At 62.7% G+C, this 13,825-nt stretch carries 15 protein-coding genes; 3 read left to right on the top strand and 12 right to left on the bottom strand.

The genetic code is table 11. The annotated features are described in order from the left end of the window. Window positions 1-17: 17 nt before the first annotated feature. The 7 genes from metC to NTU39_RS00695 form a co-directional block, all read right to left on the bottom strand. Entirely contained in the window at window positions 18-1,154 is a 1,137-nt protein-coding gene (gene metC, locus NTU39_RS00725) for a cystathionine beta-lyase (protein WP_246184501.1), read from the bottom strand. A 210-nt stretch (window positions 1,155-1,364) separates the two neighbouring features. Beyond that, window positions 1,365-2,966 carry a rhodanese-like domain-containing protein gene (locus tag NTU39_RS00720; RefSeq protein WP_257958977.1) on the bottom strand — a complete coding sequence of 534 codons (1,602 nt, stop codon included), beginning with the start codon at window positions 2,964-2,966 and terminating at the stop codon, window positions 1,365-1,367. A 242-nt stretch (window positions 2,967-3,208) separates the two neighbouring features. Then, entirely contained in the window at window positions 3,209-3,805 is a 597-nt protein-coding gene (locus tag NTU39_RS00715; RefSeq protein WP_039394382.1) for a cysteine dioxygenase family protein, read from the bottom strand. A gap of 50 nt (window positions 3,806-3,855) precedes the next feature. Continuing rightward, a complete protein-coding gene (locus tag NTU39_RS00710; protein WP_174991011.1) occupies window positions 3,856-4,623 on the bottom strand; it encodes an amino acid ABC transporter ATP-binding protein in 768 nt (255 codons plus the stop codon). A gap of 45 nt (window positions 4,624-4,668) precedes the next feature. Further along, window positions 4,669-5,361 (bottom strand): amino acid ABC transporter permease, encoded by a 693-nt coding sequence (locus NTU39_RS00705; protein ID WP_039394375.1) that lies wholly within the window; start codon window positions 5,359-5,361, stop codon window positions 4,669-4,671. A 2-nt stretch (window positions 5,362-5,363) separates the two neighbouring features. Beyond that, window positions 5,364-6,056 (bottom strand): amino acid ABC transporter permease, encoded by a 693-nt coding sequence (locus tag NTU39_RS00700; protein WP_150663772.1) that lies wholly within the window; start codon window positions 6,054-6,056, stop codon window positions 5,364-5,366. Window positions 6,057-6,071: 15 nt separating this feature from the next. Then, entirely contained in the window at window positions 6,072-6,905 is an 834-nt protein-coding gene (locus tag NTU39_RS00695) for a transporter substrate-binding domain-containing protein (RefSeq protein WP_150663771.1), read from the bottom strand. 226 nt (window positions 6,906-7,131) lie between these two features. On the opposite strand from NTU39_RS00695, the gene NTU39_RS00690 reads away from it, so the two are divergent. After that, complete coding sequence (locus tag NTU39_RS00690) at window positions 7,132-8,010, top strand: LysR substrate-binding domain-containing protein (RefSeq protein WP_039394366.1); 879 nt, start codon at window positions 7,132-7,134, stop codon at window positions 8,008-8,010. Window positions 8,011-8,046: 36 nt separating this feature from the next. Here NTU39_RS00690 and NTU39_RS00685 read toward each other — a convergent pair whose 3' ends face one another. Next, complete coding sequence (locus NTU39_RS00685; protein WP_257958975.1) at window positions 8,047-8,505, bottom strand: MarR family winged helix-turn-helix transcriptional regulator; 459 nt, start codon at window positions 8,503-8,505, stop codon at window positions 8,047-8,049. Window positions 8,506-8,682: 177 nt separating this feature from the next. Between NTU39_RS00685 and NTU39_RS00680 the strand changes: the two genes are divergently transcribed. Continuing rightward, window positions 8,683-9,093: an organic hydroperoxide resistance protein gene (locus NTU39_RS00680; RefSeq protein ID WP_150663769.1), complete on the top strand. Its 411-nt coding sequence runs from the start codon at window positions 8,683-8,685 to the stop codon at window positions 9,091-9,093. A 26-nt stretch (window positions 9,094-9,119) separates the two neighbouring features. Next, window positions 9,120-10,469, top strand: a complete 1,350-nt coding sequence (locus NTU39_RS00675) for an epoxide hydrolase family protein (protein ID WP_150663768.1) — start codon at window positions 9,120-9,122, stop codon at window positions 10,467-10,469. Between the two features lie 114 nt (window positions 10,470-10,583). Here NTU39_RS00675 and NTU39_RS00670 read toward each other — a convergent pair whose 3' ends face one another. The 4 genes from NTU39_RS00670 to NTU39_RS00655 all read right to left on the bottom strand — a co-directional run bounded on the left by NTU39_RS00670 (window position 10,584) and on the right by NTU39_RS00655 (window position 13,825). After that, window positions 10,584-11,156, bottom strand: coding sequence for a DUF1993 domain-containing protein (locus NTU39_RS00670; RefSeq protein WP_257958974.1), 573 nt, complete (start codon window positions 11,154-11,156; stop codon window positions 10,584-10,586). A 118-nt stretch (window positions 11,157-11,274) separates the two neighbouring features. Continuing rightward, on the bottom strand, window positions 11,275-12,138 hold the full coding sequence (locus NTU39_RS00665) for a class I SAM-dependent methyltransferase (RefSeq protein ID WP_257958973.1): 864 nt from the start codon (window positions 12,136-12,138) through the stop codon (window positions 11,275-11,277). A gap of 95 nt (window positions 12,139-12,233) precedes the next feature. Further along, on the bottom strand, window positions 12,234-13,130 hold the full coding sequence (locus tag NTU39_RS00660) for a LysR family transcriptional regulator (RefSeq protein ID WP_150663765.1): 897 nt from the start codon (window positions 13,128-13,130) through the stop codon (window positions 12,234-12,236). Window positions 13,131-13,174: 44 nt separating this feature from the next. Continuing rightward, a complete protein-coding gene (locus NTU39_RS00655) occupies window positions 13,175-13,825 on the bottom strand; it encodes a cysteine hydrolase family protein (protein WP_373275424.1) in 651 nt (216 codons plus the stop codon).

Below are 13,825 nucleotides of genomic sequence, written 5' to 3'. Positions count from 1 at the left end.
CGCGCGCGACCGGTACATCACTTCCCAAACACCGTCTCAAACGCCGCAGCGAGATCATCGATCAGATCCTGCGGATCTTCCAGACCGATGTGCAGACGGACGATGGGACCGGCATGCGACCAGTCTTCGCACGTGCGGGTGCCGACCACGTTCGATACCGTCGCCAGACTCTCAAAGCCGCCCCACGACGCACCGATGCCGAAAAGCTTCAGCGAATCGACGAAGCGGTCCGCCTGCACGGGCGTCGCGTTGGCAAACTCGAACGACACCAGCCCGTTCGTGCCCAGACAATCCCGACGCCACAACGCGTGCCCCGGGTCCGTCGGCAGTGCCAGACAGAACACACGCGCGACATCGGGCAACCCATCCAGCCAATGCACCACCTCCAGCGCATTGCGCTCGTGCATCGCCAGACGCGCCGCCAACGTACGCGTGCCACGCAACACCAGATAAGCATCGTCGGGACTCACGGCCACGCCTTGCGCGTCGGCCATCGTCGAGAGCGTCTGCCAGACTTCCTGTGTCGTGGTGACAGTGCCCATCATCACGTCGGAATGGCCGCTCAGGTACTTCGTCGCGGCCATCACGGAGATGTCCGCTCCGAGCATCAGCGGTCGGCATTGCACGCCCGATCCCCACGTGTTGTCCGCAACGAGCAGCGCCCCGTGGCGATGCGCCAGATCGGCCAGCGCCGGAATGTCGCACATCTCGTAGACGAGCGAGCCGGGGGCTTCCACGTAGATCATCTTCGTGCGCGCGGTCATGTGCTCGGCGGCGTCGCTACCGTCCGCACGAAAGAACGTGACGTGCACACCCCACGGCTTGAGGAACGTCTCGACGAAATGGCGCACCGGTTGATACACGCAATCCGCGATCAACACATGGTCGCCGGGACGCACATAGGCAAGAAACACCATCGAGATCGCCGCCAGCCCCGTCGGGAACAGTCGCGCACGATATCCACCCTCCAGCCCGGCGACGACATCTTCGAGCGCGAAGCCCGTCGGGTTGCCACGCGCGCCGTACGTGAACATGCGCTCGGTGCCACGACGACGACGCGCATCGTTCAGGTCATCCATCGATTCGAACAGCACCGTGGACGCACGCACCACAGGCGGGTTGACGGCACGACCACCAATGACGGCAGTATCCATACCGCCCTTAACAAGGCGCGTTGCAACGCGACCCGAGCGGCCATGCTGCGGCGCATCGTGTTCAGCGCAAGGCGTGGACGAATCAGGCGAGGAAGACGGGGGGGATTGTCGGGACATGGTCTGGCTTAGAGAGAGCGGTTCGGACGGTTCAGATCAAGCAGCACTGGCGCGCAGGACCGGGGCGGTCACCTGCGCGCCGAAAGTCACAGCTTACTTGGCGACGGCGGCGTCACCAATACGGAAAGCACCGCGCTCATGCTCGTCCAGTTGCGCGAGCAGGCCGGTTTCCCACGCCAGATACTGACGCGCAGCCGCTTTGTTGCCATCGTGACGGTCATGCACGAAGAACAGGTAGTCGATGCAATCGGCGTCCGGCGGCGAGTCTGGCGTCGCTTCGACAGGCAGTCCGGCAGCAGCCCATGCCTTGAACCCACCCGCAAGCAACGAGAACGTGCGCGAATCCTGCGCGTTTTCACGACGCCAATCCGCCGCGAACAACTCGGCCACCCCGCGCTCGTCGGCGATCAGCACCACATTGCCGGACGCGGGCAGCTTCGGCAGACGCGGACGAATCGCCCATCGCGCACCCGTCGCGTGCTCACGGCGGAAGCTCATGCTCGGACGCACGTCGATCACCGTCGCGCTGCCATCGGCCAGTGCCGTCTTCAGCGTCGCGACGTCGATCTCCGGCAGCGTCGTCTCAACACCCGGCGTCGGCGCAGCCAGCGATGCCCCGCTGTTAAGACCGTCGCGCAACACGTAAGCATCGTGACCCAGCTGACGCAACCAGCTCGCGACGATGGGTGCGCGCACGCCGTCGTTGTCGAACAGCACCACGCGCGCATGACGCACACCCACGTACTGATCCGTCGCCTGAATCAATTGGCCGCCCGGCGTATGCTGCGCCCCCGGCAGCGTGCCTGCGGCATATTCCTCGGGGGTGCGCACGTCGCACAGGAACAGCGTGCGCGACGTATCCTTCGCCCATTGTGCGAACGTCGACGCATCGACTTCGGGCACGGCGAAGCGCTCGGCGAGCGCACCGCTGGCGTCACGCATTTGCGTGACGCTGGCCGGCGACACGGCGTCGGGATAACGACGCGTGCTGCCATGCTCCAGCGGGAGGTCTTCCAGATACCAGCCCTGCGTGCCGTTCTCCAGCGCCATCACCGGATTGGGGATGCCGAGGTTGATGAGCGTCTGCGCGCCGATGATGCTGCGCGTACGACCCGCGCAATTCACGACGATGGGCGTGGTCGTATCCGGCACCAGATCGCGAATGCGATAACCCAGTTCGCCGTTCGGGCAGCAGATGGACGACGGAATCGTCATCTTCAGATATTCGTTGACGGGACGTCCGTCGAGAATCACCACGTTGTCGCCGCGCTCACGCATGGCCGCCAACTCGCGCGCCGTGACACGCGGCGTGTGATACGCCATCTCGACGAGTTCGCCGAACGTCTTCGACGGCACGTTCACCCCGGCGAACAGCGTAAAACCCGCCGCTTGCCACGCTTGCGTGCCGCCTTCCAGCACGTACACATCCGAATAACCCAGCGCATCGAGACGCTGCGCCGCCAGCACCGCCACGCTTTGGTCGGTGTCGTAGACGACGATGCGTGCGTCGCGACGCGGCGCCAGACGCACGATGTCGAGTTCAAGACGACTGTAGGGCAGCGTCACGCCGTAGAAGAGATGCGCTTCGCCGTACTGGCCGTGCTCGCGCACGTCGAACACGGCGATCTCGGTGCCGTCGTGCAGCCAGTCCTTGAGCAGGGCTGGCGACACAAAATGAGGGGTGAACGAAGTCATAGCCGGTGTCGTAACGTTAGGTCGTTGATCAATTTCGCCTGCCGCATGTCAGCGCGCGCGAAGGCACGCGAAAACGTAGGCATGAGCAGGCCCGCACCGCTCGTGCCAGAGGCATGGGCGGTGTGCTTCGGGTGACGCGAACAGAGTCGCGCCGTCGGTGAGTCTTGTCGCTTGCCGTCGGCGATACGTGTGCCGACGGTCAGTGCTGCATCAAGAGGTCAGGAGGTGACGAAGCCAGGGAATCAGCGGCGCGTCTTCACGCCGATGTCCATCACCTGGTACGTGCCCTTGGCGAGATCGAACGTGATGCGTTCGGTCAGCGTCTCCAGCGCACGGCCGTACATGTGCAGATGGCGGATCGGCGCGTCGCCCTGAATCTCGACCGCGTGAATGTCGTCCGACGCCAGCGCAATGCCGTGGCCCGGGTCGACCACGACGGTGTCGCTCACTTCGAGCGTGCCGACGCCGGGCGTCTTGCCGTCGTCGGTACGGCGATAGACGTAGTTGTATTCCACGCCATCGACCGCCGCGATGCACGCCCACGTCGTGTGGTTGTGCGGCGTGATCTTCTTGCCCGGACGCATGACGTTCAGATACAGAGCGTAGGTCTTGTCGGCATCTTCATGAATCAGATAGCGCGCTTGCAGCTCGCCGTCGGTCGGCGGCGGGAAGTCGGCTTCGCTCCAGAGCGCGGTGCGTGCGGCGAGCGCCTTGACCTGTTCGAGCACTTCGGCCAGTGCGGGACGCGTCTCGCCCGCCGGGGCCAGCGCGGCCTTCATGGCGGCAATGGCGTCGCTCACAGCGGCCTGACGTTGTTCGGGAAGTTGAGTCGTGGACATGATGAAAGTCTTCTCCGTAGTGCTTTGCTTTGTTATGTGAGGGGACGCGATCAGGCAGGTACCGCATCGCGCGGCACGCTGATCATCGGCGACGGCCGCAGCACGTCTTGCAGGAATCTCTGCGCACGCGCGTGCTTCGGCTGACTGAAGAACTCCGACGGCGGTGCGTCTTCGAGCAACTGGCCCTGATCCATGAACCACACGCGGCTCGACACGTCGCGTGCGAAGCCCATTTCGTGCGTGACGATCATCATCGTGAGGCCTTCGTCCGCGAGCGAGCGCATGACTTGCAGCACTTCCTGCACCATCTCCGGATCGAGCGCGCTCGTCGGTTCGTCGAACAGCATGAGCGGCGGCTTCATCGCCAGCGCCCGCGCAATGGCCACGCGCTGCTGCTGGCCGCCCGAGAGGTTCGCGGGCATCGCGTCAATCTTGTGGGCGAGGCCCACTTTCGTGAGCAGCGTTTCGGCCTGCGCGACCGCTTCGTCGCGCGACATGCCGAGCACCTTCGTCGGCCCCAGGATCAGGTTCTGTCGCACCGACAGGTTCTGAAACAGGTTGAAACTCTGGAAGACGAAGCCGATGCGTGCGCGCAACTGATTGATCTTCATGTCGCGGGCATTGACGTCCTTGCCCTCGAAGAGAATGCGTCCCTTCTGGATGGCTTCGAGTCGTGTCACCGTGCGAATCAGCGTCGACTTGCCGGAGCCGGACGGGCCACAAACCACAACGACTTCGCCGCGCCCGATGGTCGCGTCGATGCCCTTGAGCACATGATGTTCGCCGTAGAACTTGTCGACTTTTTCGAATGCGAGCATGGTCATGATCGCGCTCTCCTTCTTAAACCGTCTTGAATCCTGCGCTTACGCCAGTCCCGCACGCTGGCGGGCGATACGTCGCTCCAGCCAGCCTGCGAATCGGGAAATGGCGAAACACAACACAAAATAGAACGCTGCGAGCACGAGGAATGTTTGCAGCGGCTTGGTCAGCGTGATCGTATTGACCTGCGCCGCCGAGTACGTCAGTTCCGGCACACCGATCACGTAGGCGAGGGACGTCGCCTTGATGATCGACACGAACTGGTTGACGATGGACGGCAGCATATTCGCGAGCGCCTGCGGCAGTTGCACGTAACGCATGCTTTGCAGCCACGACAGGCCGTTCGAGCGCGCCGCTTCCATCTGTCCGCGCGGCAGCCCTTCGAGACCTGCGCGCACGATCTGCGACAGGAACGCGCTTTCGTAGACGATGATCGCGCACACGGCCGTAGTGAACGCCGAGACCTCGGCGCCCACCAGCAACGGCACCGCGAAGTACGCCCAGAAGATGATCATCAGCAACGGAATGCCACGCACGAAGCGTGTCCAGATACCGGCGAGGCGTCGCATCCAGCGCCACGGCGAGACCTGCGCCAGACCGATCAGCACCGAAATCGGAAACGAAATCACCAGCCCCAGCGCCGACAGAATCAGCGTGATTGCCACACCGCCGAGCGGTCCGTTGGGCCAGCTGCCGACGAGGAACAGTGCGAGATAGTCGTGAAGAATCTCGAACATCGTCAGACTCCCGAGGGCGCCGTGCGGCGCTTGGAGAAGTGCTCGGAGAGCGCCATGAGCGCGAGCGTGCCGATCAGATACAGAATCGTGGCCACCAGAAACACGTCGAAGGTACGGAACGTCAGGTTGTCGATCTGACGCGTGCGATACAGCAACTCATGCACACCGATCGCCATCGCGAGCGAGCTATTCTTGAAGAGCAGCAACGACTGGTTGAGCAACGCAGGCAGCGCCACGCGAATGCCTTGCGGCAGGATCACGTAGCGGAACGACTGCAAGTACGTGAGACCGATGGACCACGCGGCTTCCTGCTGCGTATGCGGAATCGCACGCAGGCCCGAGCGCAGGTCTTCCGAGATGAACGCACCGGCGTTGAGCGCCAGCGCGACCGTCGCGAAGAAGAACTCGGTGTTGCCCGCGTTGATCCAGTCGCGCAGACCGTCCGGCAGCAATTGCGGCACGCCGAAGTACCAGACGAGAATCTGCACCAGCACCGGCACGTTGCGGTGATACTCCACCACCACGATCACGAAGCCCTTGAAGAGCTTCACCGGCAGGGCGCGCAACGTCGTGAGCACGATGCCCACGACGATGGCCAGCATTCCCGAGACCACGAACAGCTTGAGCGTGGTCAGTACGCCGTCGCGAAACAGCTTCAGGTAACCGTCTTCAAGCAGAAACGAGAGATCGAACATTGTGCGACGTCTCGCTCACTGCACCTTGATCGGCTCGACCTTGTAGTCGCGCGTGAACTTGTACACGGACTTGCTGCCGAGCCATTTCTCGAAGCTGTCCTGCAAGCCGTTCGTCTTGTCGTAGTCGACCAGAATCTTGTTCACGGCGTCACGCAGCGCCGGCTCGCCCTTGTTCATCACCACGCCCCAGCGCTCTTCGAACACCGGCTTGGTCAGCAGACGGTATTGCTGTCCGCCCTTGGCTGCCGCTTCGTTGGCGAAGCGCGCAAGGATCAGTTGTCCGGCCACCAGCCCTTCGACCTTGCCTTGTTGCAGCGCGAGGAACGCCGACGAGATGTCGTGGAACGTCAGCAGATTCGAGTCGGGCAGGCGCGTCACCGACACCGCCGCCGAGCTGGAGCCTTCCGAGGCGGCGATCTTCTTGCCCGAGAGCTGATCGAGTGTCTGCACCGGCGAGTCGGCGCGCACCAACACGCGAATCGGGGCGACGAAGTACTGATCGCTGAAGTCGACCTGCGCGGCGCGGGCAGGCATCCAGGCGACGGCAGCGGCAAGCACATCGACGCGACGCGTCTTGAGTTCGGGGATACGGGCGTCGGTCGACAGGGCGCGGTGTTCGAGCTTCACGCCGAGGCCTTTCGCGAGCGCGGTGCACACGTCGACGTCGAAACCGACGATCTTGCGCGTGGCGGCATCGGGGAAGGCGTACGGTTCGCTGGCGTTTTGCGTGCCGCAAACGAGCGTGCCGCGCGCCTTGATGTCAGCCAACTGGTCGGCGTGTGCCAGGTTCGTGATGCCCGTCATGGCGAGTGTTGCGAACAGCGCGCCAGCAAGGTGTCGTTGCCACATGATCCTGAGTCTCCTTGGGTTTGACCGAAGGGTGTCGATTCATTGTCGTATGCGCGAAAGCAAATGACGCGAATCGATTAGCGGGGGACCGATCAATGCCGGCTTCCACCCCCGGTCACATAAATATTGCTTGAGTGTCAGGCAGGTTATCCACCAAAATTGCTCAGAACAATTTAATTTTTATCCGGGAAACATTAACGTTTCTGAAGTATCTGGGCGGACGACCATGCGAAATCTCGATATCGATCTGCTGCGGACTTTCGTCGCAATTGCGCAGCATGAGACGTTTGCGGCGGCGGCCACGCGCGTGGGTCGTACACAATCGGCCATCACGCAGCAGATGCAGCGGCTTGAGCAGGAAATGGGTTGCCCGCTGTTCGAAAAGCAGGGGCGGCAGAAGACGATGACGACGGACGGCGTGCGTCTCGTCGCGTATGCCAACAAGATTCTCGCGCTCAACGATCAGGCGGTGCAGGTCATGCAAACGCGTGGACCGGCAGAGAAGTTACGTATCGGCTCGCCGCACGATGTGGCGGAGTCGATTCTGCCGAGCATGCTGCGACGGCTGTCGAAACTCTCGGCGGAATTGCAGCTGGAGATCATCGTCGGACGCAGCCCGCATCTGATGGACGCGCTGCGCGACAACGAACTCGATCTCGCGATCTCGACGCGCTACGACGAAGGCTTTCCCGGCATCAAGTTGCGCACCTCGCCGATGGTGTGGATCTGCGCCGACGACTTCATCTTCAACTCGTCGGCCCCCGTGCCGCTCGTGATGGCGGACGAGCTGAGTCTGTTCCGACGTCTGTCCATCGAACGGCTGAATGCGGCGGGCATTGCGTGGCGCACGAGCTTCATCTCACCGACGCTCACCGGCATCAAGGCTGCGATCAGCGCAGGCCTTGGCGTGACAGCGCGCACCACCGAATTGCTCGACGCCAACATGCGCGTGCTCTCGGAGGCCGACGGGCTGCCGCGTCTGCCCGACGTCGCGTTCTATCTTTACGTACAACCGACGTGCACCAGTCAGGTCTTGCGCGAATTGTTCGAGTCCACAGAACACATCGCGACGCGCTTCGGGCCGCCGTTTTTGATCGGCGAGTGATGCAAGCGCGATGCGGGGCCGACGACGCTCGGCCGGTCAATCGCCGTTAGCGTGTTTGAGCAGACTGTCGCGCATTTTCGCGACGGTCTTTTGCGTGCGGTCGAATTCCTCGGGATCGAGACCGGTCGCCGCAATCAGATCGCGCTGTGCACCCTTCTTGCGCAGTTGCTTCCCTTCTTCGGTCAGGCTGACGATGACCTGCCGCTCGTCGGCGGGATCGCGCCGACGACGCAGATAGCCGAGTTCTTCGAGCTTCTTCAGGATAGGCGTGAGTGTGTTCGACTCCAGGAACAGCTTCTCGCCCAACCGTTTGACGGAAACATTGTCTTCCTCCCACAGCGCCACGATCGCAATCCATTGCGTATAGGTCACACCCAGCTCGTCAAGAATGGACTTGTAGGCACGCCCATAGGCCAGATTGGCCGAGTACACCGCGAAACACATGAAGTCGCTGAGGTTTGGCAACGCGGTTTCGGTGGGCTTCGATTTGCTCATGATGTTCAGTTCTCGTGGGTTCGTTCGATTTCGTCACAATATACATCGCATCCGATTTAATCGGAAGGTGTTGACTTTTGATTTCGCCTATCGCATTATTCATCGTATCCGATCAAATCGGATGCGAATAAAATAAGATTCGCAGGCGATCTCAACCCAAATCGAAAGGAAAACATCATGGCTAGCAAGATCCTCTACACCGGCAAAACCCACACCACCGGCGGCCGCGACGGTTCGGCCCGCAGTTCCGACGGCAAGCTCGACGTCCAACTGTCGTCGCCCGGATCGAGCGGTCCCGGCACGAACCCTGAGCAACTTTTCGCTGCGGGCTGGTCCGCCTGCTTCATTGGCGCGATGGGGCTCGCCGCTGGCAAGTTGAAGATTCAACTGCCGGTCGGCACGGCCGTCGACGCCGAAGTCGATCTCGCCAATGAAGACGGCGCGTACTTCCTGAAGGCACGCCTGAACGTCAGCCTGCCGGGACTTGAGCGCGACGTCGCCCTGTCGCTCATCGACGCCGCGCACCAGACGTGCCCGTACTCGAAGGCCACGCGCAACAACATCGACGTCGAACTCAATCTCGTCTGACGCCTCTTCCCCCCGAGACACAGAAAATGCATTCAGCAAAACTCCCCCGTCGCGCCGGTCCTGCGCGTTCGATGCGTGCGCTGGCGGTAACGGCTGCGCTCGCGTCCATCGGCCTCTCCATGCCCGCATGGGCGAATGCGGCGCAGCCGATTGAAGTGACGCAGACAACGCCTGCGGCAGGCGCGTCGACACAAGCCATCGACACGTCGATCCGTCCTTTCCAGTTCCATGCGTCGGCGCAATCGTTGAAGGACTTGCGCCAGCGCATCGCCGCCACCAAATGGCCGAGCCGCGAACTGGTGAACGACGGCACGCAGGGCGTGCAGTTGGAGACGATGAAGAAGCTGGCGCAGTACTGGGCGAACGACTACGACTGGCGTCGCGTGGAATCGAAGCTGAATGCGTTGCCGCAGTTCGTGACGAACATCGATGGCGTGGACATCCATTTCATCCACGTGCGCTCAAAGAACAAGAACGCATTACCCATCATCGTGACGCACGGGTGGCCGGGGTCGGTCATCGAGCAACTGAAGCTGATCGATCCGCTCACGAATCCGACGGCACACGGCGGCAGCGCCGACGACGCGTTCGACGTCGTGATTCCTTCGCTGCCGGGCTATGGCTTCTCGGGCAAACCCAACGAACTGGGCTGGGACCCGGCGCACATTGCCCGAGCATGGGCGGAGTTGATGCACAGGCTTGGGTATCAGCATTACGTCGCGCAGGGTGGCGACTGGGGCGATGCCGTGACCGAGCAGATGGCCGTGCAAGCGCCGGCGGGACTCCTGGCGATTCACACGAACATGCCCGGTGCCGTGCCCGACGAGATCCAGCGCTCGCTCGACGCCCACAAACCGGCACCGGCCAATCTGTCGGCGGATGAAAAGCGCGCCTACGAGCAACTCGATTTCTTCTACTCGCATGGCCTCGCCTATGCGCAGGAGATGACGGCACGTCCGCAGACGTTGTACGGCATCGAGGATTCGCCCGTCGGTCTGGCGGCATGGATGCTGGACCACGATGCGCGCAGCTACGAACTTATTGCACGCGTGTTCGACGGTAAGCAGGAAGGTCTGACGCGCGACGACGTACTCGACAACATCACGCTGTACTGGCTCACGAATACGGCGGTATCGTCAGCGCGGCTGTACTGGGAGAACAAGTTTGCGTTCTTCGCGCCGAAGGGCATCAAGATCCCGGTCGCCGTCAGCGCCTTCCCGGACGAGCTGTATCAAGCGCCGGAGAGCTGGGCGAAAAAGGCATTCCCTAACCTGATCTATTACAACCGTCCGGCCAAGGGTGGGCACTTCGCTGCGTGGGAGCAACCGGACGCGCTGACTCATGATCTTCGTCTGGCGTTCAGGCAGGTGCGCTGATCGCGCTGCGTTGTTCGTTTTGAGTATCGCGAGAAGTAGGACGTGAGAAGCGAGGAGGGCGGAGGGCGGAGGGCGGAGAAGCTTCCGCCCTTTGTCCATTCCGCCAGGGAGTACTCAGCCCTTGGGCAGCGTGCCCGGACGCAGGTACGCGAGCGCATGCGCCACGTACTCGCCCTTGCCGAGTTCCACGCCGTGCTGACGCAGGATGCTGTAGGCCGTATTGGTGTGGAAGTAGAACTGCGCGAGCGCCCAGTCGCGCGCGTATTGCTCGCCGGTCATGTCGAACACTACGCCGTTGGGCAACTCAAGCGCGATATCGATGTATTCACCGGCGTCGAGCGCGTTGCCCGGCAGCGCTTCGAGGAATGTGATGGCGGTGGCAAGGCGCGCCTTGGCTTCGGCGAAGGTGCCGGGACGCTGGGCGCTGTTCCAGCCCTCGCGTTGAATCTCCTTCGTCGCTTCCGGAATGGGTTCGCCACGCAGACGATGCACCGGCTCCATAGACAGGTAGCTCGCGAAGCGCGCCTGCGCGGCGAGCGGGTACATGTCCGGTGCGAGGCGCAGCGTCATCAGATCATCGGCGTCCTTGCCTTGCGCTTGCTCGTGCGCGGCCGCCTTGTCGAGCCACGCGGACTGGCCACGCAGCATGTGCAGGAATGTAGGGATGAGAAGTTCAGTCAGCGTCATGCGGTCCCTCCGGTGGACTTTTCTGAATATGCGCGGCAAACCGCACCGCCGGGGCAGCATATCGCGAACACGCACGTTTCGCAGTACAGGACATCGAAAAAACTGCTCGACCTTCGCACTACGTCGTGGCGATCAGCAACTCCTCGGCGTTCGCCGGGGGATGCAGGCCGTCGGTACGGTTGGCGAAGTACCGCGCTGTGAGTGTGGTGGCAGACACGTGTTGCGCGTCGGCAAAGCCGCTCTCCCGAGCGAACGCCATCATGTCGTCCGGCGTGAAGAAACTGATGAACGGCGTGCCGCTCGCGCGCGCACCTTTCTCGGCCATCTCCAACCCGGGACGCACCTCCGGATCCGCCATTTCCAGCGGTAACAGAAACGTCATCGCCAGCGTCGATCCGTCGCCCGCGAACGACGCCACCTCGCGCAACGTCGCCCCGTTGGCTTCACGCGTCAGATACATGCTCACACCCGTCGAAACGATCACGGCGGGCTGGCTCGCGTCGAAGCCATGCTGCAACAACGCGTCGCGCCACGACTCTCCCACCTCGAAATCCACGGGGACGAAATGCAGCCAGTCCTGCACGCCGTAGCCCAAAGCCACGAGACGGTCGTGTTTCCAGCGCTGCGGTCCCGGTTTGTCGACTTCGAAAATCGAGAGCGATCCGGCGAGTTCGGGATGACGTTGCGCGAAACTGTCCAGCCCCGCGCCGAGAATGACGTACTGCCGCACACCGCGCTTCATTTCGGCGATGACGAGGTCTTCGATGTACCGTGCACGCGCGACGATGGACGCGCGAAACGGCCGTGTGAACGCCGGATGCATGTCGCCGCGCTCGCGCCAGTCGTCCGGGGGCGCGAGCAGACGCAGGCCGACGTCATCGGCGAGCACAGGTGGCTCGGCGTCGACTTCGAGATGCAACGCGCGCCACAGCGCCACACGTGCGGCGGTGCTTTCGGGGGCGATGTCTTTCGGATCGGTCATGAGAACAGCCTCGCGGGATCGGAACGAATTCCCGGATTCTTGCACGAGGTGCGCAAGTTTGTCTGGCCGTCGCGCTCAGCGCGCCACTGGTGCGCTCACGACTCGCGATAGTGCTCGGCCATGAAGCCGATGAACGCGCGCACCTTCGGATTGACGTGGCGTGTTTGCGGATAAAGCGCGTAATAGTGGCTGCGACCGAGCGTGCATTGCGGCAGCACGCGCACGAGCGTGCCGCGCGCGAGTTCGGCGCGCACCGTGCGCTCGGTGAATGCCGCGATGCCCGTCCCTGCGAGCGCTGCGGCGAAGAGCGCGGTGATGGCGTCGGTGGCGAATGCGTCAGAGAGCGATACACGATGTATCTGCGCGTCCGGCGCGGTGATCGTCCAGGCGTCGGGCGAATTGGCCCTTGCAAAGCGCAGACACTGATGCGACGCCAGGGCTTCCGGCGTGCGCGGTAGTCCCGCTTGCGCGAGATAACCGGGAGAAGCGACGAGCACCGTCTCCGATGCCGTCAGTAATTTTGCCTGAAGGCTGCTGTCGGCCAACGGCGTGCCGCTGATCCGCAGCGCGACGTCAAACCCTTCTGCGAGCAGATCCACGTACTGATCGCTGCATGACAGCATCAGCTCGATATCCGGATAGCGCAGACGAAACGCAGGCAACCATGAGGGAAGTTCGAGCGTGCCGATGGCCAGCGGCACCGTCACGCGCAACGGGCCGCTGGGCTGTTCGCGCTCGTCGGTCATGGCGTGCGTCATGGCGTCCACGCGCGCGATGATATCGATGCAATGCCGGTGATACCTTTCACCGGCGGGCGTGAGCGAAAACTGACGCGTGCTGCGATTGACCAGCGCCACACCCAGCGCACTTTCCGTCTGCTTCAACTGACGCGACACACTCGAATGCGACATGCCCAGCATCTCACCCGCCGCCGAGAAGCTGCGTGCTTCGACGAGTGCGTGAAAGATGCGCATTGCCAGCAATTGATCCATGTCGTCGAGCCGCTGAAGCAAGGGAATTGGCGCTGGGACCGGGTTTAGCGCACCGGCAGCTTAAGGATCTGCCCGGTCGTCATAACGTCGCCAAAGGTATCTTCGATCTCCGCGAGGGCCGCGCGATGCAGTGCGTCGCTCTTCACACGAGTGCCGTCGGCACGCACGATGTCACGGGTTGCCGTTGCGTCCGATGCTACCACGACGCGATAGCCCAGCGGGGCCGCGTCACGTGCCGCACCTGCGACGCACGCATGCGTCATCAGGCCGGTGATCAGCAGCGTATCGACACCGAGCTTCTTGAGCTGCGCATCGATATCCGTACTCGCGAAGACGCTGACGGACGTCTTTTGCAATACGATGTCGCGAGCGCGCGGCGCAGCGCCCGGCGCGAAGCCCACCGTCTTGCCATCCTTGGCGAAGACAGCGGCGCCAGCAGGGGCGACGTGCTGAATCTGGATGACAGGCATACCGGTGCGATCCGCCAGCGCAAGCAACTTCTGCGTATTGGCAAGCGCCGACGCGCGGTCCCGAATCGGCATGCGGCCGGTGAAGTATTCGTTCTGGAAGTCGATCACGAGCACTGCCGTGCGCTTCGGATCGAGATGATCGACGGGCGTCGCGCCGAGCATGGCGCGGATCGTCGGTGCGGGTGCTTTTTTCGATTCGCCAGCAGTGACCGCGGAAGCCGCCAT

This window comes from Pandoraea commovens (assembly GCF_024704525.1).
Taxonomy (GTDB): domain Bacteria; phylum Pseudomonadota; class Gammaproteobacteria; order Burkholderiales; family Burkholderiaceae; genus Pandoraea; species Pandoraea commovens.
The sequence above is the reverse complement of the archived record's forward strand: the minus strand, read 5'-3'. Positions and strand labels throughout refer to the sequence as shown.

Coding starts and splice junctions, on each gene's coding strand:
- metC (WP_246184501.1), bottom strand. CDS start 1,154: ATGGATACTGCCGTCATTGGTGGTCGTGCCGTCAACCCGCCTGTGGTG.
- NTU39_RS00720 (WP_257958977.1), bottom strand. CDS start 2,966: ATGACTTCGTTCACCCCTCATTTTGTGTCGCCAGCCCTGCTCAAGGAC.
- NTU39_RS00715 (WP_039394382.1), bottom strand. CDS start 3,805: ATGTCCACGACTCAACTTCCCGAACAACGTCAGGCCGCTGTGAGCGAC.
- NTU39_RS00710 (WP_174991011.1), bottom strand. CDS start 4,623: ATGCTCGCATTCGAAAAAGTCGACAAGTTCTACGGCGAACATCATGTG.
- NTU39_RS00705 (WP_039394375.1), bottom strand. CDS start 5,361: ATGTTCGAGATTCTTCACGACTATCTCGCACTGTTCCTCGTCGGCAGC.
- NTU39_RS00700 (WP_150663772.1), bottom strand. CDS start 6,056: ATGTTCGATCTCTCGTTTCTGCTTGAAGACGGTTACCTGAAGCTGTTT.
- NTU39_RS00695 (WP_150663771.1), bottom strand. CDS start 6,905: ATGTGGCAACGACACCTTGCTGGCGCGCTGTTCGCAACACTCGCCATG.
- NTU39_RS00690 (WP_039394366.1), top strand. CDS start 7,132: ATGCGAAATCTCGATATCGATCTGCTGCGGACTTTCGTCGCAATTGCG.
- NTU39_RS00685 (WP_257958975.1), bottom strand. CDS start 8,505: ATGAGCAAATCGAAGCCCACCGAAACCGCGTTGCCAAACCTCAGCGAC.
- NTU39_RS00680 (WP_150663769.1), top strand. CDS start 8,683: ATGGCTAGCAAGATCCTCTACACCGGCAAAACCCACACCACCGGCGGC.
- NTU39_RS00675 (WP_150663768.1), top strand. CDS start 9,120: ATGCATTCAGCAAAACTCCCCCGTCGCGCCGGTCCTGCGCGTTCGATG.
- NTU39_RS00670 (WP_257958974.1), bottom strand. CDS start 11,156: ATGACGCTGACTGAACTTCTCATCCCTACATTCCTGCACATGCTGCGT.
- NTU39_RS00665 (WP_257958973.1), bottom strand. CDS start 12,138: ATGACCGATCCGAAAGACATCGCCCCCGAAAGCACCGCCGCACGTGTG.
- NTU39_RS00660 (WP_150663765.1), bottom strand. CDS start 13,130: ATGGATCAATTGCTGGCAATGCGCATCTTTCACGCACTCGTCGAAGCA.
- NTU39_RS00655 (WP_373275424.1), bottom strand. CDS start 13,825: ATGGCGGCTTCCGCGGTCACTGCTGGCGAATCGAAAAAAGCACCCGCA.